This window comes from Azoarcus sp. Soil_N_20 (genome assembly GCF_057656155.1).
The window spans coordinates 61,139-87,809 of record NZ_JBDGKX010000002.1 but is presented as its reverse complement, the minus strand read 5'-3'; the positions used below and the strand labels follow the sequence as shown (position 1 = coordinate 87,809).

Annotated in this window: 28 protein-coding genes; 14 read left to right on the top strand and 14 right to left on the bottom strand. The window is 62.5% G+C overall.

Going from position 1 to position 26,671, the window contains the following annotated elements; all coding sequences use genetic code 11:
* The first annotated feature begins 26 nt into the window (after window positions 1-26).
* Window positions 27-194 carry a 50S ribosomal protein L33 gene (gene rpmG / locus AC3A35_RS04940; RefSeq protein WP_487434805.1) on the top strand — a complete coding sequence of 56 codons (168 nt, stop codon included), beginning with the start codon at window positions 27-29 and terminating at the stop codon, window positions 192-194.
* 145 nt (window positions 195-339) lie between these two features.
* Here rpmG and AC3A35_RS04935 read toward each other — a convergent pair whose 3' ends face one another.
* Window positions 340-543 (bottom strand): cold-shock protein, encoded by a 204-nt coding sequence (locus AC3A35_RS04935; protein WP_487434804.1) that lies wholly within the window; start codon window positions 541-543, stop codon window positions 340-342.
* A 395-nt stretch (window positions 544-938) separates the two neighbouring features.
* Here AC3A35_RS04935 and clpS point away from each other — a divergent pair, with 395 nt between their 5' ends.
* From clpS to aceA, 4 genes are all read left to right on the top strand, one after another.
* Complete coding sequence (gene clpS, locus AC3A35_RS04930) at window positions 939-1,247, top strand: ATP-dependent Clp protease adapter ClpS (protein WP_487434803.1); 309 nt, start codon at window positions 939-941, stop codon at window positions 1,245-1,247.
* Window positions 1,248-3,521 carry an ATP-dependent Clp protease ATP-binding subunit ClpA gene (clpA, locus tag AC3A35_RS04925; protein WP_487434802.1) on the top strand — a complete coding sequence of 758 codons (2,274 nt, stop codon included), beginning with the start codon at window positions 1,248-1,250 and terminating at the stop codon, window positions 3,519-3,521.
* Window positions 3,522-3,693: 172 nt separating this feature from the next.
* Window positions 3,694-4,173, top strand: a complete 480-nt coding sequence (rraA, locus tag AC3A35_RS04920) for a ribonuclease E activity regulator RraA (protein WP_487434801.1) — start codon at window positions 3,694-3,696, stop codon at window positions 4,171-4,173.
* A gap of 341 nt (window positions 4,174-4,514) precedes the next feature.
* Window positions 4,515-5,816: an isocitrate lyase gene (aceA, locus tag AC3A35_RS04915; protein ID WP_487434800.1), complete on the top strand. Its 1,302-nt coding sequence runs from the start codon at window positions 4,515-4,517 to the stop codon at window positions 5,814-5,816.
* A 148-nt stretch (window positions 5,817-5,964) separates the two neighbouring features.
* On the opposite strand, the gene AC3A35_RS04910 is transcribed toward aceA, so the two are convergent.
* Window positions 5,965-6,513 (bottom strand): Spy/CpxP family protein refolding chaperone, encoded by a 549-nt coding sequence (locus tag AC3A35_RS04910; RefSeq protein ID WP_487434799.1) that lies wholly within the window; start codon window positions 6,511-6,513, stop codon window positions 5,965-5,967.
* Window positions 6,514-6,710: 197 nt separating this feature from the next.
* Here AC3A35_RS04910 and AC3A35_RS04905 point away from each other — a divergent pair, with 197 nt between their 5' ends.
* Both AC3A35_RS04905 and AC3A35_RS04900 read left to right on the top strand, forming a co-directional pair.
* Entirely contained in the window at window positions 6,711-7,478 is a 768-nt protein-coding gene (locus tag AC3A35_RS04905) for a response regulator (RefSeq protein ID WP_487434798.1), read from the top strand.
* Window positions 7,475-8,794: a sensor histidine kinase gene (locus tag AC3A35_RS04900; RefSeq protein WP_487434797.1), complete on the top strand. Its 1,320-nt coding sequence runs from the start codon at window positions 7,475-7,477 to the stop codon at window positions 8,792-8,794. The genes AC3A35_RS04905 and AC3A35_RS04900 overlap by 4 nt, the downstream gene beginning before the upstream one ends.
* A 158-nt stretch (window positions 8,795-8,952) precedes the next feature.
* Here the strand turns inward: AC3A35_RS04900 and AC3A35_RS04895 are convergent, their stop codons facing one another.
* Window positions 8,953-10,515 carry a glycerol-3-phosphate dehydrogenase/oxidase gene (locus AC3A35_RS04895; RefSeq protein ID WP_487434796.1) on the bottom strand — a complete coding sequence of 521 codons (1,563 nt, stop codon included), beginning with the start codon at window positions 10,513-10,515 and terminating at the stop codon, window positions 8,953-8,955.
* A complete protein-coding gene (gene glpK, locus AC3A35_RS04890) occupies window positions 10,512-12,002 on the bottom strand; it encodes a glycerol kinase GlpK (RefSeq protein ID WP_487434795.1) in 1,491 nt (496 codons plus the stop codon). Before glpK ends, AC3A35_RS04895 begins: the two co-directional genes overlap by 4 nt.
* Window positions 12,003-12,134: 132 nt before the next feature.
* On the opposite strand from glpK, the gene AC3A35_RS04885 reads away from it, so the two are divergent.
* Genes AC3A35_RS04885 through AC3A35_RS04875 form a run of 3 tightly spaced genes read left to right on the top strand, consistent with a single transcriptional unit; the run spans window position 12,135 to window position 14,254 of the window.
* Window positions 12,135-12,983: a DMT family transporter gene (locus AC3A35_RS04885; protein WP_487434794.1), complete on the top strand. Its 849-nt coding sequence runs from the start codon at window positions 12,135-12,137 to the stop codon at window positions 12,981-12,983.
* Window positions 12,984-13,040: 57 nt separating this feature from the next.
* Window positions 13,041-13,400 carry a SpoIIAA family protein gene (locus AC3A35_RS04880; RefSeq protein ID WP_487434793.1) on the top strand — a complete coding sequence of 120 codons (360 nt, stop codon included), beginning with the start codon at window positions 13,041-13,043 and terminating at the stop codon, window positions 13,398-13,400.
* A complete protein-coding gene (locus AC3A35_RS04875) occupies window positions 13,400-14,254 on the top strand; it encodes a sulfurtransferase (protein ID WP_487434792.1) in 855 nt (284 codons plus the stop codon). Before AC3A35_RS04880 ends, AC3A35_RS04875 begins: the two co-directional genes overlap by 1 nt.
* Before the next feature lie 8 nt (window positions 14,255-14,262).
* On the opposite strand, the gene murI is transcribed toward AC3A35_RS04875, so the two are convergent.
* Window positions 14,263-15,072 (bottom strand): glutamate racemase, encoded by an 810-nt coding sequence (gene murI, locus AC3A35_RS04870; RefSeq protein WP_487434791.1) that lies wholly within the window; start codon window positions 15,070-15,072, stop codon window positions 14,263-14,265.
* Between the two features lie 40 nt (window positions 15,073-15,112).
* Window positions 15,113-16,309: a tyrosine--tRNA ligase gene (tyrS, locus tag AC3A35_RS04865; RefSeq protein ID WP_487434790.1), complete on the bottom strand. Its 1,197-nt coding sequence runs from the start codon at window positions 16,307-16,309 to the stop codon at window positions 15,113-15,115.
* A 79-nt stretch (window positions 16,310-16,388) separates the two neighbouring features.
* Between tyrS and AC3A35_RS04860 the strand changes: the two genes are divergently transcribed.
* Window positions 16,389-17,729: a peptidoglycan DD-metalloendopeptidase family protein gene (locus AC3A35_RS04860; protein ID WP_487434789.1), complete on the top strand. Its 1,341-nt coding sequence runs from the start codon at window positions 16,389-16,391 to the stop codon at window positions 17,727-17,729.
* A 78-nt stretch (window positions 17,730-17,807) separates the two neighbouring features.
* Here the strand turns inward: AC3A35_RS04860 and erpA are convergent, their stop codons facing one another.
* From erpA to rplM, 4 genes are all read right to left on the bottom strand, one after another.
* Window positions 17,808-18,158 carry an iron-sulfur cluster insertion protein ErpA gene (gene erpA, locus AC3A35_RS04855; RefSeq protein WP_487434788.1) on the bottom strand — a complete coding sequence of 117 codons (351 nt, stop codon included), beginning with the start codon at window positions 18,156-18,158 and terminating at the stop codon, window positions 17,808-17,810.
* 89 nt (window positions 18,159-18,247) lie between these two features.
* Window positions 18,248-19,279, bottom strand: coding sequence for an N-acetyl-gamma-glutamyl-phosphate reductase (gene argC / locus AC3A35_RS04850; RefSeq protein ID WP_487434787.1), 1,032 nt, complete (start codon window positions 19,277-19,279; stop codon window positions 18,248-18,250).
* A gap of 140 nt (window positions 19,280-19,419) precedes the next feature.
* The gene (rpsI, locus tag AC3A35_RS04845) at window positions 19,420-19,812 is read right to left on the bottom strand and encodes a 30S ribosomal protein S9 (RefSeq protein ID WP_487434786.1); all 393 of its coding nucleotides are present in this window, start codon (window positions 19,810-19,812) and stop codon (window positions 19,420-19,422) included.
* A gap of 11 nt (window positions 19,813-19,823) precedes the next feature.
* Window positions 19,824-20,252 (bottom strand): 50S ribosomal protein L13, encoded by a 429-nt coding sequence (rplM, locus tag AC3A35_RS04840; protein WP_487434785.1) that lies wholly within the window; start codon window positions 20,250-20,252, stop codon window positions 19,824-19,826.
* Between the two features lie 560 nt (window positions 20,253-20,812).
* On the opposite strand from rplM, the gene AC3A35_RS04835 reads away from it, so the two are divergent.
* A complete protein-coding gene (locus AC3A35_RS04835; RefSeq protein ID WP_487434784.1) occupies window positions 20,813-21,232 on the top strand; it encodes an OsmC family protein in 420 nt (139 codons plus the stop codon).
* Between the two features lie 46 nt (window positions 21,233-21,278).
* On the opposite strand, the gene coq7 is transcribed toward AC3A35_RS04835, so the two are convergent.
* The 3 genes from coq7 to AC3A35_RS04820 all read right to left on the bottom strand — a co-directional run bounded on the left by coq7 (window position 21,279) and on the right by AC3A35_RS04820 (window position 23,032).
* On the bottom strand, window positions 21,279-21,899 hold the full coding sequence (gene coq7, locus AC3A35_RS04830) for a 2-polyprenyl-3-methyl-6-methoxy-1,4-benzoquinone monooxygenase (RefSeq protein ID WP_487434783.1): 621 nt from the start codon (window positions 21,897-21,899) through the stop codon (window positions 21,279-21,281).
* The gene (locus AC3A35_RS04825; protein WP_487435365.1) at window positions 21,899-22,429 is read right to left on the bottom strand and encodes a CNP1-like family protein; all 531 of its coding nucleotides are present in this window, start codon (window positions 22,427-22,429) and stop codon (window positions 21,899-21,901) included. The genes coq7 and AC3A35_RS04825 overlap by 1 nt, the downstream gene beginning before the upstream one ends.
* A gap of 75 nt (window positions 22,430-22,504) precedes the next feature.
* A complete protein-coding gene (locus tag AC3A35_RS04820; RefSeq protein ID WP_487434782.1) occupies window positions 22,505-23,032 on the bottom strand; it encodes an RNA pyrophosphohydrolase in 528 nt (175 codons plus the stop codon).
* A gap of 170 nt (window positions 23,033-23,202) precedes the next feature.
* Between AC3A35_RS04820 and AC3A35_RS04815 the strand changes: the two genes are divergently transcribed.
* Together AC3A35_RS04815 and AC3A35_RS04810 are read left to right on the top strand one after the other, a co-directional pair.
* Window positions 23,203-24,948 (top strand): proline--tRNA ligase, encoded by a 1,746-nt coding sequence (locus AC3A35_RS04815; RefSeq protein ID WP_487434781.1) that lies wholly within the window; start codon window positions 23,203-23,205, stop codon window positions 24,946-24,948.
* 23 nt (window positions 24,949-24,971) lie between these two features.
* A complete protein-coding gene (locus AC3A35_RS04810; protein ID WP_487434780.1) occupies window positions 24,972-25,619 on the top strand; it encodes a lytic transglycosylase domain-containing protein in 648 nt (215 codons plus the stop codon).
* Between the two features lie 21 nt (window positions 25,620-25,640).
* On the opposite strand, the gene AC3A35_RS04805 is transcribed toward AC3A35_RS04810, so the two are convergent.
* The gene (locus AC3A35_RS04805; protein ID WP_487434779.1) at window positions 25,641-26,246 is read right to left on the bottom strand and encodes a bactofilin family protein; all 606 of its coding nucleotides are present in this window, start codon (window positions 26,244-26,246) and stop codon (window positions 25,641-25,643) included.
* Window positions 26,247-26,671: the final 425 nt, after the last annotated feature.

Sequence of the window (26,671 nt, the reverse complement as noted above, 5' to 3'; positions counted from 1 at the left end):
GCCGCACGAACTGAATGGAGATCGCCATGGCAAAAGGCGGCCGCGAAAAGATCAAGCTGGAGTCAACCGCCGGCACCGGACATTTCTACACCACGTCCAAGAACAAGCGCACGACCCCGCAAAAGCTTGAGTTCAACAAGTACGACCCGGTTGCGCGCAAGCACGTCGCGTACAAGGAAATCAAGCTGAAGTAAGTGCACGGCGGGCAGCGGCCCGCCTGCTGCCGATCCGCGGATCGAGAGCCAGCATGCTCCAGAAATAACAAAGGCCACCCGACTACGGTGGCCTTTCGTCTTTCAGCTGCGCGCTGCAGTCAGACTGCAGTGCAGCCCGGATCCATCAAGCCCGCTGAATGTTCGAGGCCTGCTTGCCCTTGGGGCCCTGCGTCACCTCGAAGGAGACCTTGTCGCCTTCCTTCAGAGTCTTGAACCCGCTCATGGTGATGGCGGAAAAATGCGCGAACAGATCTTCGCTGCCATCATCGGGCGTAATGAAGCCAAAACCCTTGGAGTCGTTGAACCACTTAACAGTGCCAGTTGCCATATTGCCTTAATCCTTCAAAGTGACTTGGTACAGTCCGGGCCCCTCCCGGACGGCGCATCAATCAGACATCCGGACCACCGAACCTCGACAAATTTGTCGCGAAACCGACAATCCATCGGCAAGCAGGCTGTCCGATTGCGCATGACCAACGCACGGTTGGTTTTTTACGCACTTGTGCGCACAGCGTCAACGGTTAAATTCAACGGAAAAACGCGCTGCAACGCAGCAAATCGGGGGAAACATCGGCCTCGGGGTGGCACGCTTCTGGCTTTGAAATTGGTGTAACTGTGGAACAGCACCGTTGCACCGGACCCTTGATAAGTCCTTCGACGAACCCCACTTTGGCATGCAGTGAGTCAGTTGCACTCTGCTTCGAGATGATTAGAATGGCCTGCATGGCCACTCAGAAACAAGACGGATTCGTACTGGAATCGAAGCGGACGAGCACCCGTCCGCCTCCGCTCTACAAGGTGCTTCTGCTGAACGATGACTTCACGCCGATGGATTTCGTGATCAGCGTCCTGCAGAAATATTTCGGCATGGACCGCGAACGTGCCACGCGGGTCATGCTCCAAGTCCACAGAGAGGGCATGGGGGTGTGCGGCGTCTTTCCCCGAGACATCGCATCGACCAAAGTGGAACAGGTTGTTTCCCACGCTCGACAGCACCAACATCCGTTGGCATGCGTGATGGAGGAAAATTGAATGATCGCGCAAGAGCTTGAAGTCAGCCTGCACATGGCCTTTGTCGAAGCCAGACAGAAGCGCCATGAATTCATCACGGTGGAGCACCTGCTGCTCGCACTGCTCGACAACCCCTCGGCGGCGGAGGTGCTGCGCGCCTGCGCTGCGAACATTGATGAGTTGCGTCGCGAGTTGACCAACTTTATCGGTGAGCACACGCCCAAGGTCGAAGGCACCGACGAGATCGACACCCAGCCCACACTTGGCTTCCAGCGCGTGATCCAGCGCGCGATCCTGCACGTGCAGTCCTCGGGCAAGAAGGAAGTGACGGGTGCCAATGTACTTGTCGCCATCTTTGGCGAGAAGGACTCCCATGCGGTGTATTTCCTTCAGCGGCAGAACATCTCGCGCCTCGATGTGGTGAATTTCATCTCCCACGGCATCGCCAAGGCGCCCCAAAGCGGTGCAGGCACTCCGAACCGCAGCGAGCCCGAACACAACGAGCAGGAGCAGGAAGAGAAGCAGGCTGGAGGTGCACTGGAGAACTACACCCAGAACCTCAATCAGCAGGTCCTGGTCGGCAAGATCGATCCGCTCATCGGCCGCGACAAAGAAGTGGAGCGCGTCATCCAGACCCTGTGCCGCCGGCGCAAGAACAATCCGCTGCTGGTCGGCGAAGCCGGGGTAGGCAAGACCGCCATTGCCGAAGGGCTCGCCCATCGCATCGTCGAGGGCCGCGTGCCCGAGATCCTGGAAAACGCCCAGGTGTTTGCGCTGGACATGGGCGCCCTGCTGGCCGGAACCAAGTACCGGGGCGACTTCGAACAACGCCTCAAGGCGGTGCTCAAGCAATTGCTCGAGAACAAGGACGCGATCCTGTTCATTGACGAGATCCACACCCTGATCGGGGCCGGCGCTGCTTCGGGCGGCACCCTGGACGCATCCAACCTGCTCAAGCCTGCGCTGTCGTCCGGTCAGCTGAAATGTATCGGCGCCACGACCTACAACGAGTTCCGCCAGATTTTCGAGAAGGACCACGCGCTGTCGCGCCGGTTCCAGAAGATCGACGTCGTTGAACCCTCGATCGCCGAAACGGTGGAGATCCTCAAGGGCCTCAAGACCCGGTTCGAGGAACATCACGGCATAAAGTACTCGGCGTCCGCCTTGACCAGCGCCGCCGAGTTGTCGGCCAAGTACATCAACGACCGCCACCTTCCGGACAAGGCCATCGACGTGATCGACGAGGCCGGTGCAGCGCAGCGGATCCTGCCGAAATCGAGACAGAAAAAGACCATCGGCAAGAACGAGATCGAGGAGATCGTGGCCAAGATCGCCCGGATTCCGCCGCGCACCGTTTCCAACGACGACAAGGCCTCGCTCAAGACGCTCGAACGCGACCTCAAGAACGTGGTGTTCGGGCAGAACGCGGCGATCGATGCGCTGGCCAAGGCGATCAAGATGTCACGCTCGGGCCTGGGCAATCCGCAGAAGCCGATCGGCTCCTTCCTGTTCTCCGGACCGACCGGTGTGGGCAAGACCGAGGTCGCCCGTCAGCTGGCCTACACCCTGGGCATCGATCTGGTGCGCTTCGACATGTCGGAGTACATGGAACGCCATGCGGTCAGCCGCCTGATCGGCGCGCCACCGGGCTATGTGGGCTTCGACCAGGGCGGACTGCTTACCGAGCAGATCACCAAGAAGCCGCACTGCGTGCTGCTTCTCGATGAAATCGAGAAGGCGCATCCGGATATCTACAACATCCTGCTGCAGGTCATGGATCACGGCACCCTGACCGACAACAATGGCCGGCAAGCCGATTTCCGCAACGTGATCGTGATCATGACGACCAACGCCGGCGCCGAAACCATGCAGAAGTCGGTCATCGGCTTCTCGGCCAGACGCGAGTCGGGTGACGAGATGGCCGAGATCAAGCGCATGTTCTCGCCCGAGTTCCGCAACCGGCTGGACGCTACCATCTCGTTCAAGGCGCTCGACAGCGAGATCATCCTGCGGGTAGTGGAGAAGTTCCTGATGCAGCTCGAAGCCCAGCTCCACGAGAAGAAGGTGGAGGCCCACTTCACCGACCAGCTCAAGGCCTGGCTGGCCGAACAGGGTTTCGATCCGCTGATGGGCGCGCGCCCCATGGCACGTCTGATCCAGGACACCATCCGCTCGGCACTTGCCGACGAGTTGCTGTTCGGCCGACTCGCGAGTGGCGGCAAGGTCACCATCGATCTCGACGAGGACGACAAGGTCAAGCTGGTATTCGACCAACCTGAAGTCGCCACCGTCTGACCCGGCGGATCCAGTGACAAGCGGCCCTTCGGGGCCGCTTTTTTGTGTGCCATGTATGCATCCGCGTCGCTTCTCGGCGCACGCTGGCCACTGGCTGCAAACGGGAACCGTCGTCTATCATTCCCCTCCATGCCGAACCTGCCAGTCCCCATTCAGTCCATAAGGAGTTCCCATGAGCATACAGACTGCAGACCTTTGCGACGCTCACGAAGACAAGGTGAGCATCGTCACGCCGATGTTCCGCAGCTTCGGCGGCCGCCCGTCCTTCGGCGGCCCGATCACCACGCTCAAGCTGTTCGAGGACAACTCGCTGGTGCGCAAGGCGCTGGAGTCCCCGGGCAACGGTCGCGTGCTTGTCATTGACGCAGGCGGATCGATGCGCTGCGCGGTGGTGGGCGACCAACTCGCCGAACTCGGAGTAAAGAACGGCTGGGATGGTATCGTCGCCTATGGCTGCATCCGGGATTCCAAAGCCATCGGCCTGATGGACATCGGCGTCTTCGCCCTTGGCACCCATCCGAAGAAAACAGTGAAGCGGAACGTCGGCGAGGTCGACATCGTGGTGACTTTCGGTGGCGTGAACTTCGTCCCGGGACACTACGTCTATGGCGATGAGGACGGCGTTATCGTCTCGCCCACGCCTTTGCTCTGAAATTCCCGTTTGCCCGCTGCCGACACCAGGACGGTACAGGTTGGACCGATGGACGAGAATTCCCTGTGCGTCGCAACAGGAGATTCTCGTCTTTTCATTTCATCAGCCCGTTTATCGTTTCACGATACGGCATTAAACTCGCATCTTACTGTTTAATAAAAACAATATATTTTCTTATGTCTTATATAAGACATATTGCTGCTACGCGGAATGCCCCCTATACTGCTGTTCATCCGACGCAGCTTTCTCCCTCGAAGGTGCGCCGGCAACTTGATCGGTTTTCCGGTTCCTGATCCCGGCAAACCAGGATTGACCCCTTCTCAAACAGACAAGGAAGCATCATGACCCAGACCCGCGAACAGCAGATTGCAGCCCTCGAAAAAGACTGGGCCGAAAACCCCCGCTGGAAAGGCATCAAGCGCGGTTACTCCGCTGCCGACGTCGTCCGTCTGCGCGGCTCCTTCCAAATCGAGAACACCCTGGCCCGTCGTGGCGCCGAAAAGCTGTGGAGCCTGGTCAACAACGAACCGTACGTCAACTGCCTCGGCGCGCTGACCGGCGGTCAGGCCATGCAGCAGGTCAAGGCCGGCATCAAGGCCATCTACCTGTCCGGCTGGCAGGTTGCCGCCGACAACAACGAATATGCCGCCATGTACCCGGACCAGTCCCTGTACCCGGTTGACTCGGTGCCGAAGGTTGTCGAGCGCATCAACAACGCCTTCAACCGCGCCGATGAAATCCAGTGGTCGAAGGGCATGAACCCGGGCGACAAAGGCTACATCGACTACCATGCGCCGATCGTGGCTGATGCCGAAGCCGGTTTCGGCGGTGTGCTGAACGCCTACGAACTGATGAAGGCGATGATCCGCTCCGGCGCCGCCGGCGTGCACTGGGAAGACCAGCTGGCGTCGGTCAAGAAGTGCGGCCACATGGGCGGAAAGGTGCTGGTCCCGACCACCGAAGCCGTGCAGAAGCTGATCGCTGCCCGTATGGCGGCCGACGTTTACGGCGTGCCGACCCTGGTGATCGCCCGTACCGATGCCGAGGCAGCCGACCTGCTGACTTCCGACTACGACGAGAACGACAAGCCCTTCCTGACCGGCGAGCGTACTGCAGAAGGCTTTTACAAGACCCGCAAGGGTCTGGACCAGGCCATCTCGCGCGCCATCGCCTACGCACACTACGCCGACCTGGTGTGGTGCGAGACCGGCACGCCGGATCTGGAATTCGCACGCAAGTTCGCCGAAGCCGTGCATAAGGTCCACCCGGGCAAGATGCTGGCCTACAACTGCTCGCCGTCCTTCAACTGGAAGAAGAATCTGGACGATGCCACCATCGCCAAGTTCCAGCGCGAACTCGGTGCCATGGGTTACAAGTACCAGTTCATCACCCTGGCTGGCATCCACTCCATGTGGTACAACATGTTCGATCTGGCGCAGGACTACGTGGCGCGCGGCATGTCGGCCTATGTCGAGAAGGTTCAGGAGCCGGAATTCGCTGCCCGCGACCGTGGCTACACGTTCGTCTCGCACCAGCAGGAAGTCGGCACCGGTTACTTCGACGAAGTCACCACCGTCATCCAGGGTGGCAAGTCGAGCGTGACCGCGCTGACCGGTTCGACCGAAGAAGAGCAGTTCCACTAAGTCGACCGCACCGGGGGCGGCCCACCCGCCCCCGGATCCAACGACGAGAAGCCGCCCGGAGGCATGCCTCCGGGCGGCTTTGTGTTGGAGATCCGCTACCCGAGTCTTACGACGCGGCGGTCAAGCCATCGTCGCATCGCCGTCGGTCTCAGCCGCGTCCGCGGCCCATTCCGCCGCCGTCATGCATGCCACGGCCATGGCCCATGCCGCGCTCCCCCATGCCATGACGTCCCTGCATCTGGCTGAACTCGGCATCGAACACCGTCTTCTGTGCATCGGACAGCTTGCCGTAAAGGGCTTCCACCGCTTTGCGCGTCTCACCCATCTCGGTCTGGCGCAGCTTGCTCATTTCTTCCATCCGCTCCATGCGTTCGATGGCGGTTTTCGGCATCGCGGCGTCACGACGGCTTTCCATGTGCGCCGCCATGCGGTCTGCGCGCTCCTTCATCGAGCCCTTGAACGCCTCCCAGTCCGCTTTCTGCGCCGGGGTCAGCGCCAACGCCAACTCGAGGCGCGCCAGGTGGACCTCGGCACGCTGTGTCATCCTCGCCTTCATCTGCTCCGGCGCCATGCTGTGCCAGCCGGCCTTGCCCCCCTGCGGGCCGTCGCAGTCGCCGCCACGGGCCAGCACGGCGGTACCCAGGGCGCTGGAGGCAATGATTGCAGCGGCGATCGAAGTCTTGATCCAGGTTTTCATGGTGATTCTCCTCGTTGATTCGTGTCGGTCATGCACCCAAACGTTTGGGCGACGGAGCCATTTGAACACCGGGATGTAAGCGGTACATGTCTGCACGGGGCCGTTTTGCAGTCTCATGTCTCCCAACCCCATCCGGATACGCTGGGATACAAAGCCGCGACTTGGCAGGCTTAAGATACGGGCCATGGAGAATGCAAATGGCTAACCAGCAAGACCACATCCTGATCGTTGACGACGACCGCGAAATTCGCGGTCTGCTTGCCGACTACCTGGAAAAGCAGGGGCTGCGCTGCACCACAGCAGCCGACGGTCGCGAAATGAAATCGGCACTCGAGCATCACCGCGTCGATCTCATCGTGCTCGACGTGATGATGCCGGGTGAGGATGGCCTCACCCTGTGCCGTAACCTGCGTGCCGGTGGCGGCGCCCACGCCAACACCCCGATCCTGATGCTCACCGCCCGCGGCGAGGACATGGATCGCATCATCGGCCTAGAGATGGGCGCGGACGACTATCTGCCCAAGCCGTTCGTTCCACGTGAACTCTATGCACGCATCCGGGCCATCCTGCGCCGCGCCCGTGCGCTTCCGCCCAACCTCGATGCAAGCCCGTCGGCCAATGCGCGCGAACTGCACTTCGCCCACTGGCGTCTCGATACCGTCAACCGTCACCTGCTCGATAGCGACGGTACGGTGGTGGCGCTGTCGGGTGCGGAATACCGCATGCTGGGTGTCTTCCTCGCTCATCCGCAGCGCGTCCTGTCGCGCGACCAATTGATGGAACTCACCCAGGGGCGTGAGGCGGACGTGTTCGACCGGTCGATCGACCTGCTGATCAGCCGCCTGCGCCAGCGCCTCGGCGATAACGCCCGCGAGTCCGCCATCATCAAGACGGTCCGCAACGAAGGCTATGTGCTTGCCTGCGAGGTCACCCCGGCCGGGCCGGCCGGGGCGCCCCCCTCATGAAGCTGCCATGGCCACGCAGCCTGTTCGCACGCCTGATGCTGATCTGGCTACTCGGCATCGCACTGGTGCTGGCAGTGAGCTTTGCACTTTTTGTCGGCGAACGCGACCGCGTCGGCCGCGATGCGCTGTTCGAAGGGATCGCCCAGGAGATCGCGGCGACCGCAGACGTCCTCGATCGCCTCGAGGAGAACGAGCGCGCACGCTGGATCGACGATCTGGGCCGGCGCCGGTTGCGCCTGAGCCTGCGTCCCCTGCCCGAGCACCTGCGTCCCCTACCGTCCGACCACCCCTTGCTCCCGGCACTGAAGCGGGCAATGCCGGGCCGCGAGATCGCCCTTTACGCCCATCATCGCGGCGACGGACCACACCCGGCCTTGCTCGTCTCCGTTCGCCTCACCGACGGCGCACGACTCAACATCCGTCTGCCGGGCATACCGCCGATACCGGTCATGCACACCCCGCCACCCGGACAGCTGATCTCGGCACTGCTGGCACTCGTGGTCGGTGTCAGCCTGCTGATCTGGTTCAGCGTTCGCATCGCCACCCGACCGTTGTCGCGCATGGCCGCCGCGGCACGCGCCCTGGGAGAGGACCCCGAACGTGCCCCGATGAGCACCCGCGGGCCCTTGGAGGTCGCTCAGGCCGCAGCCGCGTTCAACCAGATGCAGCAACGGATCGGCGAACACGTGCGGGAGCGGACACGCATCCTGGCCGCCATTTCGCATGATCTGCAGACCCCGATTACCCGCCTGCGCCTGCGCGCGGAACTGGTGGACGACGACGGCCTGCGGGACAAGATCCAGTCCGATCTCGACGCCATGCAGACCCTGATCAAGGAAGGTCTCGCCTACGCTCGCAGCATGGAAGCGAATCAGGAGACGCAACCCATCGATCTCAATCGCCTTGCGGAAGCACTGCGTGACGATGCCACCGACATGGGTTGGACCGTGCGCCTGGAAGGCCAGGCCTCGACGCCCTTTTACGGCCACCCCAATGCCTTGCGCCGGGCGTTGTGGAACCTGATCGAAAACGGCGTGAAGTTTGGCGAACGGGTCGACGTCGTCGTCAACGAGTACCCGGACCACCACCAGATCCGGATTCGAGATCACGGCCCGGGACTTCCCGCCGACGAGCAGGAAAAGGTCTTCGAGCCCTTTTACCGTACCGAAAGCTCGCGCAATCGTGAAACCGGTGGCACTGGCCTGGGTCTGGCAATTGCGCGCAACCTGTTGCGTGCCCAGCGCGGCGAGGTCGCAGTCGCCAATCACCCCGAGGGCGGCCTGATCGCGACCGTAAGCCTGCCACGTCCGCGCTGACCCGCCTGGTGTTGCGCCTGGATGTCCAGCGACGCTACCCGATCCAGCGCAATGACAAGGTCCGGCTGCGCGCAACCTGGGCAAGCAGTCCTCGCCGCTGTCGAAAGTGAGCCTGGCCCGGCGTCGCCAGACCGAACGCCCGCTTCAGGGCGCACTCGTCAGCCCAGATACTGCGTCGCCAACTGGCTGAAACGGGCACGCTCCGCCTCCACCCAATCCGCATCACGACCGAGCTCTTCGGCGAGTATCGCGGCAACGGCGGGTGCGGCGCGAGCGGCCAAGGCCGCATCGAAGAACAGCGCCCGATGGCGGCGGGCAAGCACATCTTCCACCCCACGGGCAAACTCGGCACGCGCCGCATAGCGGACCTCGGCCTCGGTCAGTGCGAGCCCGTCGAGCAACGCACATCCGGCCCCCGGCAACGCGTCCACCGCGTCGCGATCGGTGCCATACACATCGCCTTCGTCCTCCGCAGGGGCGCCGTGCAGGCGCAACCCGGCGGTCGCCGCGTCACGGCGCGGAAGACGGGCGACCGACTGCGCGGTGTCGATCGCATCCTCGGCCATCATCCGATAGGTCGTCCACTTGCCGCCCAGCACACTGATCAGCCCTTCCGACGACACATCGACCAGATGCTCGCGCGACAGCTGGCGGGTGAGCAGGCGGTCTCCCCCTCCGATCAACGGTCGAAGTCCGACGAAGGTGCTGAGCACGTCGTCCCGGGTGGGAGCCCGCACCAGATAGCGCGCAGCAGTCTCGAGGATGAAGTCGACCTCGCCCGGCAAGGGTCGCGGCTCCAGCGGCAGGTCGGTCCGTGGCGTATCGGTGGTGCCGAGCAGGACCCTGCCCTGCCACGGGATCATGAACAGCACCCGCCCGTCATCAGTGTGCGGAATCAGCATGGCGTCGTTTCCGGGCAGGAATCGATGCCCGACCACGAGGTGCAGCCCCTGACTCGGACTCAGCAGCGAGGCAGCGCCCGGTTGCGCCATACGGCGTACGCCATCTGCCCACACGCCGGAGGCATTGATCACCACGCGCGCGGTGACGCGAAAAGTCGCGCCGGTCTCGGCATCACGCAGCTCGACGCCCCGCACCCGCCCGCTGTCGACCATCAGGCCGGTCGCGACGCAATGATTGACCGCAAGGCCACCAAGATCGGTGACCGTGCGTGCGAGCGCGAGCGCAAGGCGGGCGTCATCGAACTGGGCATCCCAGTAGGCGATGCCACCGCGCAGTCCGGATGGCCGGACCGTGGGCAAGGCGGCTATCGTCCGGGCCACATCCAGCACCCGGCTGCGCGCGATACCGCGGTGACCGGCCAGCAGGTCGTAGGCCCCCAGACCGGTGGCGAGCATGGGCTTGTCGCGGAAACGGTAGGCCGGGACCACGAAGCGCAATGGGCGCACCAGATGGGGCGCGTTGGCGAGCAGGCGGGCCCGCTCCACGAGCGCCTCCCGCACCAGTGGCAGATTGCCCTGGGCAAGGTAGCGCACGCCACCATGAATCAGCTTGGTCGCGCGCGAGCTCGTACCCTTGGCAAAATCCTCGGCGTCGACCACCAGCACCGAATGCCCGCGCGCGGCGGCATCGACCGCACAGCCGAGGCCGGTCGCGCCACCCCCGATCACGACGACATCCCACTGCCGCGGTTCGGACAAGCGTGCAAGCAGGGCGAGCCGGACCCGTTCGGCCAGCCCCTGTGCCGCCATCCCGCTCATGCACTCCGCCAGCTGCGGGCAGCGGCGATCGCGCGCGCCCAGTTCGCCCGGCGGGCCAGGCGCTGATCCTCCGCCAGCGTCGGTTCGAACACCCGCTCCACCTGCCACTGGCCGGCGAGCGTGGCGGTGTCCGGCCACACGCCCACGCCCAGACCAGCGAGATACGCCGCACCCAGCGTGGTGGTCTCGAGCATCCGCGGACGGACCACCGGCACCCCGAGCAGGTCGGCCTGCATCTGCATCAGCAGATCGTTCGCAGCCGCGCCGCCATCGACGCGCAACTCGCGCAGCGCGTGGGCACCATCCATCTGCATCGAGTCAACCAGATCGAGCGTCTGCATGGCAATCGCCTCGAGCGCAGCACGGGCGACATGGGCGGCTCCCGTACCCCGGCTCAGCCCGAACAGGGTACCGCGTGTGTTCGGATCCCAGTACGGTGCGCCCAGCCCGGTGAAGGCTGGCACCATTACCACCCCGCCACTGTCTGGCACGCTGGCGGCCAGAGCCTCGATCGCGGCGGATTCCGGAATCAGCCCGAGTGCGTCGCGCAACCACTGCACGATGGCACCGCCCATGAACACGCCACCTTCGAGTGCATACACCGTGGGCCCCGCACCGGTCCACCCGATGGTGGTCAACAGCCGGTGGGTCGAGGCGACCGGGACGGTGCCGGTATTCATCAACAGGAAGCAGCCGGTACCGTAGGTATTCTTTGCCATCCCCGGGGTGAAACAGCATTGCCCGAAGGTCGCAGCCTGCTGGTCGCCGCCGATGCCGGCAATGGGGATCGCGGCACCGAACACGGCGGGATCGGTTTCGCCACACACGCCAATGCTGTCGACCACGCGCGGCAGCACCGAGGATGGAATGCCGAAGCGTGCGAGCAGGTCGACACTCCATTCCCGCGCGTGGATATCGAACAACAGCGTGCGCGCCGCATTGCCAGGGTCGGTCAGGTGCAGGCGACCACCGGTCAGATGCCACACCAGCCAGCTGTCGATGGTGCCGAACGCAAGCTCGCCACGTTCGGCCCGTTGCCGCGCCAGCGGCACGTGATCGAGCAGCCAGGACAACTTGGTGGCGGAGAAATAGGGATCGAGCTCGAGCCCGGTGATGGCGCGGACCTCGTCGCTCCAGCCGCGCGCCCGCAGCGCCTCGCACAACGCAGCGGTGCGTCGATCCTGCCAGACGATGGCCGGCGCGAGCGCGCGCCCGCTTGACCGCTCCCACAGCACGGTGGTTTCGCGCTGATTGGCGATACCGATGGCGGCGATGTCAACCGCGCCGAGCGCCGCATCGGCGATCGCCCTGCGTACGCAGTCGAGCTGGGTGTCGAGGATTTCATGCGGGTCATGCTCGACCCAGCCCGGTTGGGGGAAATGCTGAGCGAACTCGCGCTGCGCGCTTCCGCACACCTTGCCGCCAGCGTCGAACACCATCGCCCTCGAGCTGGTGGTGCCCTGATCGAGGGCGAGAATGTAAGCCATATGCGACTCCCGGGGCAGCATTCAGCCCAAGGGTAGACGCTTCCGGCCAAACTCACCAGTCATCGCGCCGCGGCGGCATGAGCAATTGTGGTTCAATGCGGGGCTCGCCTACCGCATCGCACCATCGACCTCATGCCCGCCCTGTGGATGATTATTGCCAGTCTCCTGTTCGCCTGCATGGGGGTATGCGTGAAGCTCGGTGCGGCACGCTTCTCCACCGGAGAGCTGGTGTTCTACCGTGGCTTTATCGGCCTCCTGCTGATGACCGTGATCGCACGCACGGCGGCCATCCCGCTGGCCACGCCACACTGGCGCCTGCAGCTGTCGCGCAGCGTTTCCGGCTCCCTCGCCCTGATGTGCTACTTCTTCGCCATCGGTATCCTGCCACTGGCGACCGCTGCCACCCTGAGCTACACCTCGCCGATCTTCGTCGCCATTTTGCTGATGCTGTTGTTTGGTGAGCGTTTTCAGATCCCCGTTGCAGTTGCGGTGCTGACTGGTTTCGCCGGCGTCGTGCTGCTCCTGCGCCCGACGCTGCAACCCGGTCAGTGGCTGGGGGCAGTGAGCGGGCTCGGGGCGGGGATGATCGCCAGCCTGGCCTACATCAGCGTCAGGGAGCTCGGCAAGGCGGGCGAGCCCGAGGTACGCACGGTGTTCTGGTTCTCGAGCGTCACCAGCCTGCTCGGTGCCAGTTGGGCATTGACCGGTGACCTTCATCGCCCCGATGCGGCCGGACTTTTCATTGTGCTCGGTGTCGGCCTGTTCGGCGGCCTCGCCCAGCTGGCGATGACGCGCTCCTATCGTCTCGGCAAGACGGTCGTATCGGCGGCCTTCAGCTACAGCACCGTCATCTTCGCCAGCATGTTCGGCATGCTGCTGTGGGATGAAACCGTGCTGCCCTCCGCATGGCTGGCGATCGCCCTGATCATCGCCAGCGGCGTGGTGGTCTCGCTGGCTTCGCTGCGGCCGGTTGGCGATTGAGCACGACACCGACGAGGACTATAGTAGGCACATCGAGGTAACAGTACGGAGGCCGTCATGATCACCACCGACCACACGGGCAATCTGGTAGCAATCACCGTCTTCGGCGAGTTCACCCTTGCCGACTACCGCGAGTTCGAAGAGCTGGTCAGTTACAAGATCAAGTTTGGCGGGCAGGTGGATCTACTCTTCGACCTCCGGGAAATGGCCGGGTTCACCTTCGATCTGGCGTGGGAGGAGATCAAGTTTTCGCGTCAGCATGCGCATGATTTCCGGCGGATCGCCATCCTGACCGAAGACCAGTGGGTAACGTGGAGTGCATGGGTTTCCCAGCTCTTTGTCGATGCCGAAGTAAAGGTGTTCGAGGCCGAGGACGAGGCACGCGCGTGGCTCGGCGCAGCAATGGAAGCGGCCTAGTGAATGCGTCCTTCTCGACCCTGATCGGCGCACATGAGCTCGCTGAGCACCTGGACGATCCGGACTGGGTTCTGTTCGATTGCCGCTTCGATCTCGCCAATCCGCGATTCGGTCCGGACGCCTACGCGCGCGGCCACCTTCCGGGGGCGTTCTTCATGGATGTCGACAGGGATCTTAGCGGTCAGAAGAACGGGCGCAATGGGCGTCATCCCCTGCCCGATCCGGCGGCGCTGGTGTCCCGTCTGGAGGCCTGCGGCGTCGGCAATCACACCCAGCTGATCGCCTACGACGACGCAAACGGCATGTTCGCCTCACGTCTGTGGTGGTTGATGCGCTGGCTTGGCCATCGTCGGGTTGCGGTGCTCGATGGCGGCCTGCAGGCGTGGGGGCGCGAGACGCGGGTACTTACCGAAAGCGTTCCCGAGGCCCGTCCCGGCACCTATACCCTGTGCCTGCAACCGCAACGGGTCGACGTCGATTCGGTGGTGACCCACCTCGGCAAGGCCGACATGCTGCTGATCGATGCAAGAAGCCCCGATCGCTTCCGCGGCGAAAACGAAACGCTCGACCCGGTCGGCGGTCACATTCCCGGCGCGATCAATCGCTATTTTCGTGACAACCTTGCCGCCGACGGCTGCTTCAAGCAGGCCTCGATACTGCGCGAGGAGTTCGGCGCCCTGCTCCACGGCGTCGATCCGCACTCGGTGGTGCACCACTGCGGCTCCGGCATCACTGCTTGTCACAACCTGCTTGCAATGGAGGCTTCAGGCCTGTCCGGTTCACGGCTGTATGCGGGATCCTGGAGCGAATGGTGCGCCGATCCCAAACGTCCCGTGGCCACCGGGCCGGCCTGAAAGATACGCTACCAGTCGATCCGCTCCACCACCCCGAGCGACCGGCCCAGAAAACGCTCGCCGATGGTCTGGAAGCGTAGCGGCACGTCGGTAACAATGTAGCGATAGCTTGCAGGCAATGTTCCGGTGTGTGCCAGTCCCGCGTGGTGCAAACATCGGGCGGCCAGTTCGGCGGTGGTAACCGCCGAATCGATCAACCGCACGCCCGGCCCGACCACCTCGCGCAGCAAAGGCTTCAGCAGCGGATAGTGGGTACAACCGAGAACGAGGCTGTCCACGTCTTCGACCAGAACCGGCCTGAGGTATTCCTGTGCCGTCATTCGGGTGACCGGATGATCGAGCCAGCCCTCCTCGACCAGCGGCACAAACAGGGGGCAGGCCTGGGAGTGAATGCGAACTCCCGGATCCAGCGCATGCATCCGTCGCGCATAGGCATTGCTGTTGATCGTGGTCGGCGTACCGATGACGCCGATCCGGCCACCGGGCGATTGCTCGACCGCGGCCTGCGATCCCGCCTCGATCACGTCGATCACCGGAATGCCGGCGGCCCGCTCAGCGACCACCCGGGCCGCCACCGCGGCCATGGTGTTACAGGCGATGATCAGCATCTTCACCTCCTGCTGCAGCAGGAAGTCGGTGATCTGCGCGGTGTAGTGCTCAATCGTTGCGACCGATTTCACCCCGTAGGGCACACGGGCGGTATCGCCGAAATAGACGATGCTCTCGAGCGGCAGACGCTCCATCAGCGCCCGCACCACCGTCAGTCCACCGACCCCGGAGTCGAATACGCCGATCGGCCTTGCGCTGCGCGTGCTCATACCACGGCCCGAGCGACGAACGGCTGGCGCAGCGCCCGCGTCATTCGAGCACCACTGCCGCGAACTTGCGTTTGCCCACTTGCAGGACCACGGTCCCCCCCGCCGTCAGCAACAGCCCCTTGTCCTCGACGCGCTCGCCGTTCAAGCGGACCGCTCCCTGCTCGATCATGCGCAAGGCTTCCGACGTCGTCCCCGTCAGCCCGGCCTGGCGAAGCACTTGAAACACGGGCAGTCCGTCGCCTACCGCGACCCTGACTTCGGGCAGGTCGTCCGGAATCGCATTGCGTTGAAAGCGTGCCTCGAAATCGGCCAGTGCCTCCTCGGCCGCCCGCCGCCCGTGGAAGCGGGCGACCAGCTCCTGAGCCAGCATCACCTTCACATCACGCGGGTTGCGTCCTGCCTCGACCGCAGCCCGTAGCGTCGCGATCTCGGCCGACGAACGGAAGGACAGCAGCTCGAAATAGCGCCACATCAGCGTATCGGACACCGACATCGTCTTGCCGAAGATTTCCTTCGGCACCTCCGCGATACCGATGTAGTTGCCGAGCGACTTCGACATCTTGTTTACGCCGTCAAGCCCCTCGAGCAAGGGCATCATCACCACGCATTGCGGCGCCTGACCGTAGTGCTTCTGCAACTCGCGTCCCATCAGCAGGTTGAAGCGCTGGTCGGTACCTCCAAGCTCGACATCGGCCTTCATTGCCACCGAGTCGTAACCCTGGCACAACGGATACAGAAACTCGTGGATCGCGATCGACTGGTTGCTGGCGTAGCGCCTGGAAAAATCGTCGCGCTCGAGCATGCGGGCAACTGTCTGCTGAGCAGCAAGACGGATCATGCCGGCCGAGCCGAGCCCTTCCATCCACGCCGAGTTGAAACAGATCTCGGTCCTTTCCGGATCGAGGATCTTGAACACCTGGTCCTGATAGGTCTTGGCGTTGTCCATGATCTGCTCGCGCGACAAGGGCGGACGGGTGCTGTTCTTGCCACTCGGGTCGCCGATCATCCCGGTGAAGTCACCGATCAGGAACATCACCTGATGACCGAGCTCCTGGAAATGGCGCAACTTGTTGATCAACACCGTGTGGCCGAGATGCAGGTCAGGTGCGGTCGGATCGAAACCGGCCTTCACCCGCAACGGACGCCCGCTGTTGAGCCTTTCGATCAGCTCGGCCTCGATCAACAATTCGTCGGTACCACGCTTGATCAACTCGATCGCGGCCTGCACTTCAGTCATTACATTTCTCCAATCACTTGTTCACCGGACAGTGTGAAATCTTTGATAGACTCGCAAAAGTTTTTGCCCGGGCCAAACCATGCAGGTCAGACAAACCAAGATTCTAGCCGAACTGCCGTCCCGGCTCGTGAGCCGTAAGCGTCCGTGGCTCATCGCAGGCGTCGCGAGCATCTCACTGCTCAGCGTCGTGGCGGCAACTGCAGTTGTCCCGCAGGCATCGCCGACTGCGCCGTTCATTGTTCATCCGGTCGTCGAGGCGCTCGCGGTGGCACCGGTCAGCATCAGCGCAACGGGTGATCTGCCGTTTGTGCACAATGACCGCATTCTCCCGGGAGACACGCTCCCTGCCATCTTTCGGCGCCTGGGCATCAGCGATGCCGATGCGCTCGCCTTCATCCAGACCGACTCCGAAGGCAAGCAGGCCCTGCGCCAGATGCGGGCCGGCCACTCTGTCACCGCGATGGTCGACGGCGATGGCAAACTCCTATCGCTGAGCCTGCCACTGGCTCAGAGTGGAACCCGCTTCGCGATCGAACGCGACCAGACGCTGCAAACATTCCGCATAACGGCCCCGGAAAGCGCCGCACTCGAGACCGTCATCGAAATGCGTACCGGCGCGATACGACACTCGCTTTTTGGCGCCACCGATGCCGTCGGCCTTCCGGACAACGTCGCCACCAAACTGGTGGACCTGTTCGGCACCGAAATCGATTTTCACACCGATCTGCGCAAGGGCGACACCTTCAGCGTGGTGTACGAAATGATCCATGATCAAGGTTCGGCAGCACGTAGCGGTCGAGTGCTGGCAGCCGAGTTCATCAATCAGGGCAAGCGCTATGTAGTGGTCCTGCATGAGGGCCCCGAGGGCAAGGAGCAGTACTACTCGGGTGATGGCCGCAGCCTGCGCCAGGCCTTCCTGCGCTCGCCACTGGAATTTTCGCGTGTCACCTCCGGCTTTGGGCGTCGACTACACCCGATCCACAAGCGTTGGCGCAGTCACAATGGCGTCGATTTCGCAGCCCCGACCGGTACCCCGATCAAGGCCACGTCGGACGGAATGGTGACATTCGTGGGCAAACAGGGCGGATACGGCAATATCGTCATCCTCCGCCACCGGGGCAAGCTGACGACCGCCTACGCGCACCTGAATGGTTTTGCCCGGAGCATCCGGCCGGGAATGTCCGTCGATCAGGGCGATGTGATCGGCTATGTCGGTTCTACCGGCTGGGCGACCGGTCCCCATCTGCACTACGAAGTTCGTGTGGACAACGTTGCCCAAGACCCGCTGCGGATTGCCCTGCCGACAGCAGACACGCTGGAAGGAAAGCAGCTCGCGCAATTCAAGGAAAACGCCGCCCCGCTGCTGCAACGTATCGCGCTGTTGAACTACGGCACGACGACCACGCTGGCCAGCCGTTGACCACGCATCGGCGACGATCGCCGCCGAGCAGAAAATGAAACGGGGCGCACTGCGCCCCGTTTTTTTACCTTGCGAGAGTCAGGCCGAGAATGAAGATCCGCACCCGCAGGTGCTGGTCGCATTCGGGTTGCGAATGACGAATTGCGAACCCTCCAGCCCTTCCGAGTAATCGATCTCCGCGCCCACCAGATACTGATAGCTCATCGGATCGACCAACAAGGTCACGCCGTTTTTCTCGAACGCCGTGTCATCGTCGTTCACTTCCTCATCGAAAGTGAAGCCGTACTGAAAACCGGAACAGCCACCGCCACTGACAAACACGCGCAGTTTCAGGGCCGGGTTACCTTCCTCTTCAATCAGCTCGCGCACCTTGCCGGCTGCACTGTCGGTAAATACAAGGATTTCCGGGGTTTCAACTTCAGCGTTCATGTTCTCTCCTCTATCGGGGGTATGGGCCAATAATGCGCCATCTGCCCCATTGCGTCAAAATCAGATCATGGCCCGTCGTACAAGTTCCCTTACGGGCTGACCGGAACGATGTCGAGCCCCAGATGCTCGTCCAGCCCAAACATGATATTCAGGTTCTGCACCGCCTGTCCGGCTGCGCCCTTGACGAGATTGTCGATCACCGAAAGCACCACCACGGTATCCCCGCCCTGCGGACGGTGGACCGCGATCCGGCACAGATTGGAGCCACGCACGGAGCGTGTCTCGGGATGGCTTCCCCTCGGCATCACATCGACGAATGCCTCGCCGGCAAACCGATCCTCGTAAAGTGCCTGCAGATCCAGCTCGCGCGTCAGGCGGGCATAGAGCGTCGCATGGATGCCACGGATCATCGGCGTCAGATGTGGCACGAAGGTCAACCCCACCGCCTGACCGCTCGCCATCCCGGACAATCCCTGACGAATCTCCGGCAGGTGGCGATGCCCGCCCACGCCGTAGGCCTTGAAGCTGTCCGCCGCCTCGGAGAACAATGCAGGAACCTCGGCCTTGCGCCCGGCACCGGATACACCGGATTTCGCATCGGCAACGAGGTGGTCGAGCGCGACCACCCCGGACTCGATCAACGGCAGGAAACCCAGCTGCACGGCCGTCGGATAGCAACCCGGATTGGCAAGCACCCGCGCCTTCCGGATCAGCTCGCGATTGACTTCCGGCAGACCATAGACCGCTTCGGCAACCAGTTCGGGGGCCACATGACTCATCCCGTACCACTTCTCCCACTCGGCAACGTCACGAATCCGGAAGTCGGCCGCAAGGTCGATAACCCTGACGCCGGCGGCGACGAGCTCGACAGCCTGCTTCATTGCAATACCGTTGGGCGTGGCAAAGAACACCACGTCGCATCGCTCCAGCGCTGCGTCCTGCGGCGTCACGAACCGGAGATCCACCCGGCGACGCAAACTCGGAAACATCTCCGCCACCGGCATTCCAGCTTCGCCGCGCGAGGTGATCGCAGCAAGCTGCACGCCAGGATGACACGACAGCAGGCGGAGCAACTCCACTCCGGTATATCCGGTTCCGCCAACGACACCAACCTTGATCATCTCTTCTCCTTTCCCGTCCGGTGATCGAGCGCTCGATTATCGCACTACCATCGGCAGGATTTCACCACGCCATGATGACGAGCACACAAGTGCAAAAAGCCGCCCCGAGGGACGGCTTCTCGTACTGACGGCAAATGCGATCAGCGCTTCGAGAACTGCTTTGCGCGACGCGCCTTACGCAGACCGACCTTCTTCCGCTCGACTTCGCGAGCATCGCGGGTCACGAAGCCGGCAGTGCGCAACTCCGGCTTCAGATCTTCACTGTAATCGATCAGAGCACGGGTAATGCCATGGCGAACGGCACCGGCTTGACCCGATTCGCCACCACCGACCACGTTCACCATGATATCGAACCGGCCTTCGTTACCGGTGAGCACCAGCGGTTGACGGACGATCATGCGGCCAGTCTCGCGGGAGAAGAATTCGTCGACCGGCTTGCCGTTCACGACGATGTTGCCGGTACCCGGCTTGATGAACACACGGGCTACCGCAGTCTTGCGGCGACCGGTACCGTAGTTGTAAGTCACAGCCATCGATGGCTCCTTCAGATCTCGAGAACTTTCGGCTGCTGGGCGGCATGCGGGTGCTCGGCACCGGCGTAGCACTTCAGCTTCTTAATCATGGCGTAACCCAGCGGCCCCTTGGGCAGCATGCCCTTCACCGCTTTTTCCAGCACGCGCTCGGGAAAGCGTTGCTGCAGCTTGGCGAAATTGGTCTCGGAGATACCGCCCGGGTAGCCGGAGTGGCTATAGTACTTCTTGTCCAGCGCCTTGTTGCCCGTTACGCGCAGCTTCTCGACGTTGACGATGACAATGTAGTCACCGGTATCGACGTGCGGCGTGTAGATGGTCTTGTGCTTGCCACGCAGGCGGCGGGCCACTTCGGAGGCAAGACGGCCAAGCACCTTGTCCGTGCCGTCGACAACGAACCAGTCGCGCTGTACTTCGTGCGGCTTGGCAGAAAACGTTTTCATTTGAAACCTCGATCTTGTCGGGCCTGGCGTGCCGGCCACCAAACGGAAAGCTCGAAATCTTATAGCTTCCCATACCCTGGTGTCAATGAGCACATGCGAAAGAATCGCGGACGCAGACTCCGGCCGCACACAGGCAAAAAAAAACGCAGTCCTTGAGGGACTGCGTTAAATCCACACCAAAGGAGGAGGGTGGAGGAGACACCGTTTGGATCACCGGCTGTTTTCGCAGCGCGTTTCCGATCCGACTGAGATGAATTATCCACAAACGACTTAGGCGGGGCAAGTGTTTTTTGTGCGCTGCACTACAAATGTTCTGATCAAATAATAAATATGCTTTATAAAAGATCAAGATCATGTTTTGTAATGATTTATTTCTTTTCATTGACCCTTCTCACTCCCGCAATGGACCCGCCGCAATGGGGCATCCGACCATCGATACTGCACCGCAACAATATCGACCGTCGGGCATGTCGGCATCTGCTTGCGGGCTTGGGTAGAATCCTGTGCTGACCGTATGCGCGAATCGTCACACCCCCCTTTTCACTGGAGAACATCGAGCAATGGAATGCATCATCAAGTGGACAGACGGCATGACCTTCATGGCCGAAACCGGTAGCGGCCACCTCGTGACCATGGACGGCGCACCCGAGGCCGGTGGCCGCAACCTTGCACCGCGACCGATGGAGCTGATGCTCGCCGGCGCCGGTGGATGCACCGCTTTCGATGTCGTGCTCATCCTCAAGCGCAGCCGTCAGGACATCCGTGACTGCTCGGTGAGACTCGAGGCCGATCGCGCCGACACCGACCCGAAGGTATTCACCCACATCCGTTTCCACTACACGGTGACCGGCAAGAACCTCAGGCCGGATGCGGTCGAGCGGGCAATTCACCTGTCGGCGGAGAAATACTGCTCTGCGTCGATCATGCTCGGCAAGACGGCCACCATCACCCATGAATGGAACATCGTCGAAGTCGACTAGGCTTCGCTCGGGCGGATCTTGCGTTCCAACAATCGGAACCGCCGGTTCAGAGGCGATAGGCGGTCCGCGTCATGACTTTCGAGAACAATTTCATGACCCCCTTGACCGGTGCCGGAAGTTCGTCGGCCCCTAAGCGCACCGCCGTTTCGGCGTGATTGATCTCGTCGACCTTCATTTGCTCGACGATCGCACGTGACTTGCGATCCTCTGCCGGCAGGCTTTCAAGATGGCTGTTTAGGTGTGCCTCGACCTGGCGTTCGGTCTCGGCAAGAAATCCGAGATTGATCCGGTCGCCGAATTTTCCGGCCACCAGACCGACGATGAGCGAACTGCCATACCACAGCGGGTTGAGCAGGCTCTTGCGCCCACCCAGTTCGGCAATACGTTGCTCGGTCCACGCCAGATGCTCGGTTTCTTCATTTGACGCCCGCTCGAGCGACTTGCGGATCGATTCGTCCTTCGACATCAGGGCCTGTCCCTGATACAAGGCCTGCGCACAGATCTCGCCGCAATGATTGACCCGCATCAGGGCCGCCGCATGGCGCTTCTGTGCATCGTCGAGCGGAGCATCGGGCAGATCGTCGCCCGGCACCGAGCGGACCGACCGCGCCGGCGCAAACACGGTGCGCAGCGCACGGTCGAACTGAATGATGGCTTGATCGAACATCAGCGCCCTCCCCGCAACGGATCGGTGAAATCCACGATACCGTCAAGACGTCGCAATACTTGGCCACGATCACGCGGGGGCGCCGGTCCGTCGCAGAACACATCCTTCGCCAGCGCAGCGCGAGGCCGGTTGTACGAGTTGTGCACGATCGGCGCCCACGCACTGTTCTTCATCGCTACCCAGGAACCATCCTTGCGGCCACTGGCATAAATCCGTCGCTCACCGGTGTTGCAGCGGATACCCTCGAAGGTCACGCTCTCGGCGCCTCCGGGCGTGCGTATCACCAGCACGTAACGAACCACGCCGTCGCCGCCGATCGCCAGCGTTGCCACATCGAGCAGAAACTGGTTCGGCGTGGCTTCACTGACAAAGAACGGCCGCAGCGAACCTTCCTGGGGGGGCGCGGGCAGGACATACGCGTCCTCGCGCCAGTCGGGATCGGCGTCGACCAGCAGGCCGGCAGACGCAGCACCGGACACGAGGGCCGGCAAAACCAGTCCGACCGCAAAACGTCGCACAAACGGCGCAATCAAGAATTCTTCTCCACGCGGGATGAATTCACCCCGCAACTAGGCAAATGCCAGGGCACACCTGCTCACAACGCATCAGGCCGGCGGCGTTGCATCGGGACGATAGGCGTCGGGTAACTCAAAGGGCCGGGCTCGGAACAACACCCTCGCCAGTTCAGCCAGTGCCAGTTGGTAGACTTGGCGCTTGAACTCGATGACGGCATCGAGAGGGACCCAGTAATCGCTCCATCGCCATGCGTCAAACTCCGGGTGATTACTGGCGCGCAGACATACATCCGAGTCACGTCCGACCAGCCGTAGCAGAAACCAGATCTGTTTCTGCCCACGATAGGTGTTGCGCCACTCCCGTTTTACCCAATGCTTGGGAACGTCATAGCGCAACCAGCCGCGTGTGCGACCGAGGATTCTGACATGCTCGGGACGCAGGCCGACTTCCTCGAACAATTCCCGATACATGGCCTGCTCCGGCGTTTCGCCGTGCTTGATGCCGCCTTGGGGGAACTGCCAGGAATGCTCACGGATGCGCTTGCCCCAGAACACCTCATTTCGCGTGTTGACCAGGATGATGCCGACGTTCGGGCGGTAGCCTTCACGATCGAGCATGATCAAACCTTCAATTTCGCTTGGTTGTGATGGATTTTTTCACACTTGCGGACACTTTGAAAGCTCGCCTCGCACGCGGTTCCCCAAGCTGGTGCAAAGGGCCACCCGCCTCCGGGTGAGCTCATACGCTAGAATCGCACGATTCGACAACCCAATCCGATTCCATCTCCATGCGCGCCAGCCAGTTTCATCTGTTTACCCTCAAGGAAGCTCCCTCCGACGCCGAAGTCATCAGTCAGCAGCTGATGCTCCGTGCCGGCATGATCCGCAAGGTCGCCGCCGGCATCTATAACTACATGCCCATGGGGCTGCGCTCGATCCGCAAGGTGGAAGCCATCATTCGCGACGAACTCGACCGCGCCGGCGCCATGGAACTCGCAATGCCCCTGATTCAGCCAGCCGAGCTGTGGCAGGAAACCGGGCGCTGGAACACGATGGGCGCGGAAATGCTACGGATCAAGGATCGTCACGATCGTGACTTTGCCCTGCAGCCGACGTCCGAAGAAGTGGTGACCGACATCGCCCGTCAGGAACTCAAGAGCTACCGCCAGCTGCCGAAAAACTTCTACCAGATCCAGACCAAGTTCCGCGACGAGCGCCGGCCGCGCTTCGGCGTGATGCGCGGACGCGAATTCCTGATGAAGGACGGCTACTCCTTCGATCGCGACGTGGAAGCGGCCGGCCGCAGTTACGACGCCATGTACGCCGCCTACGGCCGCATCTTCGATCGCATCGGCCTCGAGTATCGCGCCGTAGCGGCCGACACCGGCGCAATCGGCGGCGATCGTTCGCATGAGTTCCAGGTCATCGCCGACACCGGCGAGGATGCCATCGTCTACTGCTCCGACTCCGACTACGCCGCCAACATCGAGCTGGCCGAGGCGGTCGCATTACTGGCCGAGCGCGGCGCTGCAACACAGCCGCTCGAGAAGACCGCGACTCCGGACAGATCCACCTGTGGCGCCGTTGCCGAACTGCTGGGGGTGCCGCTGCAGACAACGGTGAAGTCGCTCGTGCTGGCCAGCGACGAAGTCGACGCCGCCGGGACCATACTCAAGAGCACGATCTGGCTGCTGCTGGTGCGCGGCGACCACGACCTCAACGATGTGAAGACGGGCAAGATCGACGGATTGAAGACCGGCTTCCGCTTCGCCACCGAGGCGGAGATCGTCGATCATTTCGGCTGCAAGCCGGGCTATCTCGGCCCGATCGGGCTGAAGAAACCGGTCCGCATCATCGCCGACCGCACGGTCGCGATGATGGCCGATTTCATCTGCGGCGCCAATGACCAGGACTTCCACTACACCGGCGCCAACTGGGGCCGCGATCTGCCCGAACCCGAGCTCGTCGCCGACATCCGCAATGTGGTCGAGGGCGATCCCTCACCCGACGGCAAGGGCGTGCTTGCAATCCAGCGCGGAATCGAAGTGGGACATGTGTTTTACCTCGGCAACAAGTACTCGAAGTCCATGAACGCCACCTTCCTCGACGTCGACGGCAAACCCAAGCACTTCGAAATGGGCTGCTACGGCATCGGCGTCACCCGTATCCTGGGTGCGGCGATCGAGCAGAACCACGACGAGCGCGGCATCATCTGGCCGGCGGCGATCGCCCCCTTCGAAGTCGTGATCTGCGGCGTCGGCTGGGGCAAATCGGAAGCGGTGCGTGGTGAAGCGATCCGGCTTTACGATGCACTCAAGGCAGCCGGCGTCGATGTGATTCTCGACGACCGTGACGAGCGTCCGGGGGTGATGTTCGCCGACTGGGAATTGATCGGCGTTCCGCATCGCGTGACGATCGGTGATCGTGGTCTGAAGGAAGGCGTGGTCGAGTACCGGGCCCGGCGCGAAGGCGAGCAAATCAGGCTTGCTCCGGACGCCATTGCCGCCCACGTCATCCGTTGCGTGCGAGCCTGAACGGACGCAGGGCGACCAACGCCATGTCGCGCAAGGCATCCCTCCGGAGCCGGCTGGTCGCTGCGATGCTGTTCGCCCTCGGCAGCAGCGGCGCAGTGGCGGGCGCACAGCAATACCAGCCGCTGGCAGCGAGCGTGCGCGCTGCGCTGCATCAGGCGATCAGCGATGCCGCCGCGCCCGCGCTGCCCATCCCGGACGCCAATGAACGTGGCCAGTGGCTCGGCGAAATGTCTCGCCGGCTGGAGAAGCGCATTCCGGATCCGGCCTACCGTACCGAATTGCTCACATCGATCCATTACGAGGCCACCCGTGCCGGACTGGATCCCCAACTGGTCCTCGGTCTGATCCAGATCGAGAGCAACTTCCGCAAATACGCGATCTCGACCGCAGGCGCGCGCGGCTACATGCAGGTCATGCCGTTCTGGATCAAGGTGATCGGGCGCGAGGATGACAACCTCTTTCACCTGCGGACCAACCTGCGCTACGGCTGCACCATCCTGCGCCACTACCTCGATATCGAGAAAGGTGACCTGTTTCGGGCGCTTGGGCGCTACAACGGAAGCCTGGGCAGGGCCGACTACCCCAATCTGGTACGAGCCGCCTGGGAACGCAGTTGGCCCTGGACGCCCGCGCGCCTCGCCGCCGGCGACGGCGTGCCGAGACCGAACTGAGGGCGACCCCGCCCCGGTTACCTAGCCTGCAACGGCGGTCAGCGGCCTCAGATCCTGGGTGAGGGACTTTTCCTGCGTCCGCCGCTGATCCTTGTCGGCCGCAGCCAGCGGCTGGACATCACCCGACACCTCACCGCCTTCCTCGATCAGGATCCTGCCGTAGCGGATCTTGCCGCTCACCCGTCCTGTGGCGTGGATGATCAGTTGCTGGCGCGCGGTCAGTTCGCCTTCGAACAGGCCGTGAATCTCGGCCACATCGATCCCGACCTTGCCACTGAACGCCCCCGCCTCGGCGATGCGGATAACCCGGCTGTCCATCGTGGCCTCGACTCGACCCTCCACCACCAAGGTATCGCAATCGAGAATCTCTGCACCCTTGAGCTTGACGTCCGGCCCAACGATCAAGCGGCTGCCGCTGCTCGCAGACTCGATCGGCAATGTCTCCTTCGATGCGGGCGCCGACGTGACGGATGCGGACGACATGTCGGGCACTCCCGACACTCCGCCCGTGGCCATATTCGTCGCGACACCCCCGGCCAGCCCCGGCGTGGTCAAGCCGCCGGGCCTGGAAGTACGGGTAGCTGAGGGATCCGGGGTTTTTGGGGACAGGTTGGGCTTGTTGAACATGGCATCTCCTGAACGATCTCGGCACTCCGAAATGAAGCACCAACAGAGCCCTTGGCAAAGCGCGTGCCATACCGGAAAAGATTGCTACGAAACAGCAGCTTGACCAGTTCAACCGGTTCCGGCCGACAGATTCCGCACGCGCATTCCAACCAGAACGTCGCCATATCACGACAGCCGTTCCCCAACACATCGCGCAAACCATTGCTGCAAATGGAGTTTCGCTTGTCGTTGAATGGCAACACCCCAGCTGGTGAAACATAGTCTTGCACTTGCTTACCGCACCCGGTCCGCACGGCGCCTAGACTTCTTTTGATATGCCTTTCAATCCAGAAACAGCACATCGACCGCGGCCCATGCACTTCGAACAACCGCACGAACACCTGAACTCGCGCCATCCTCCTCTCACCCGGCCATCCGCCCCGCAC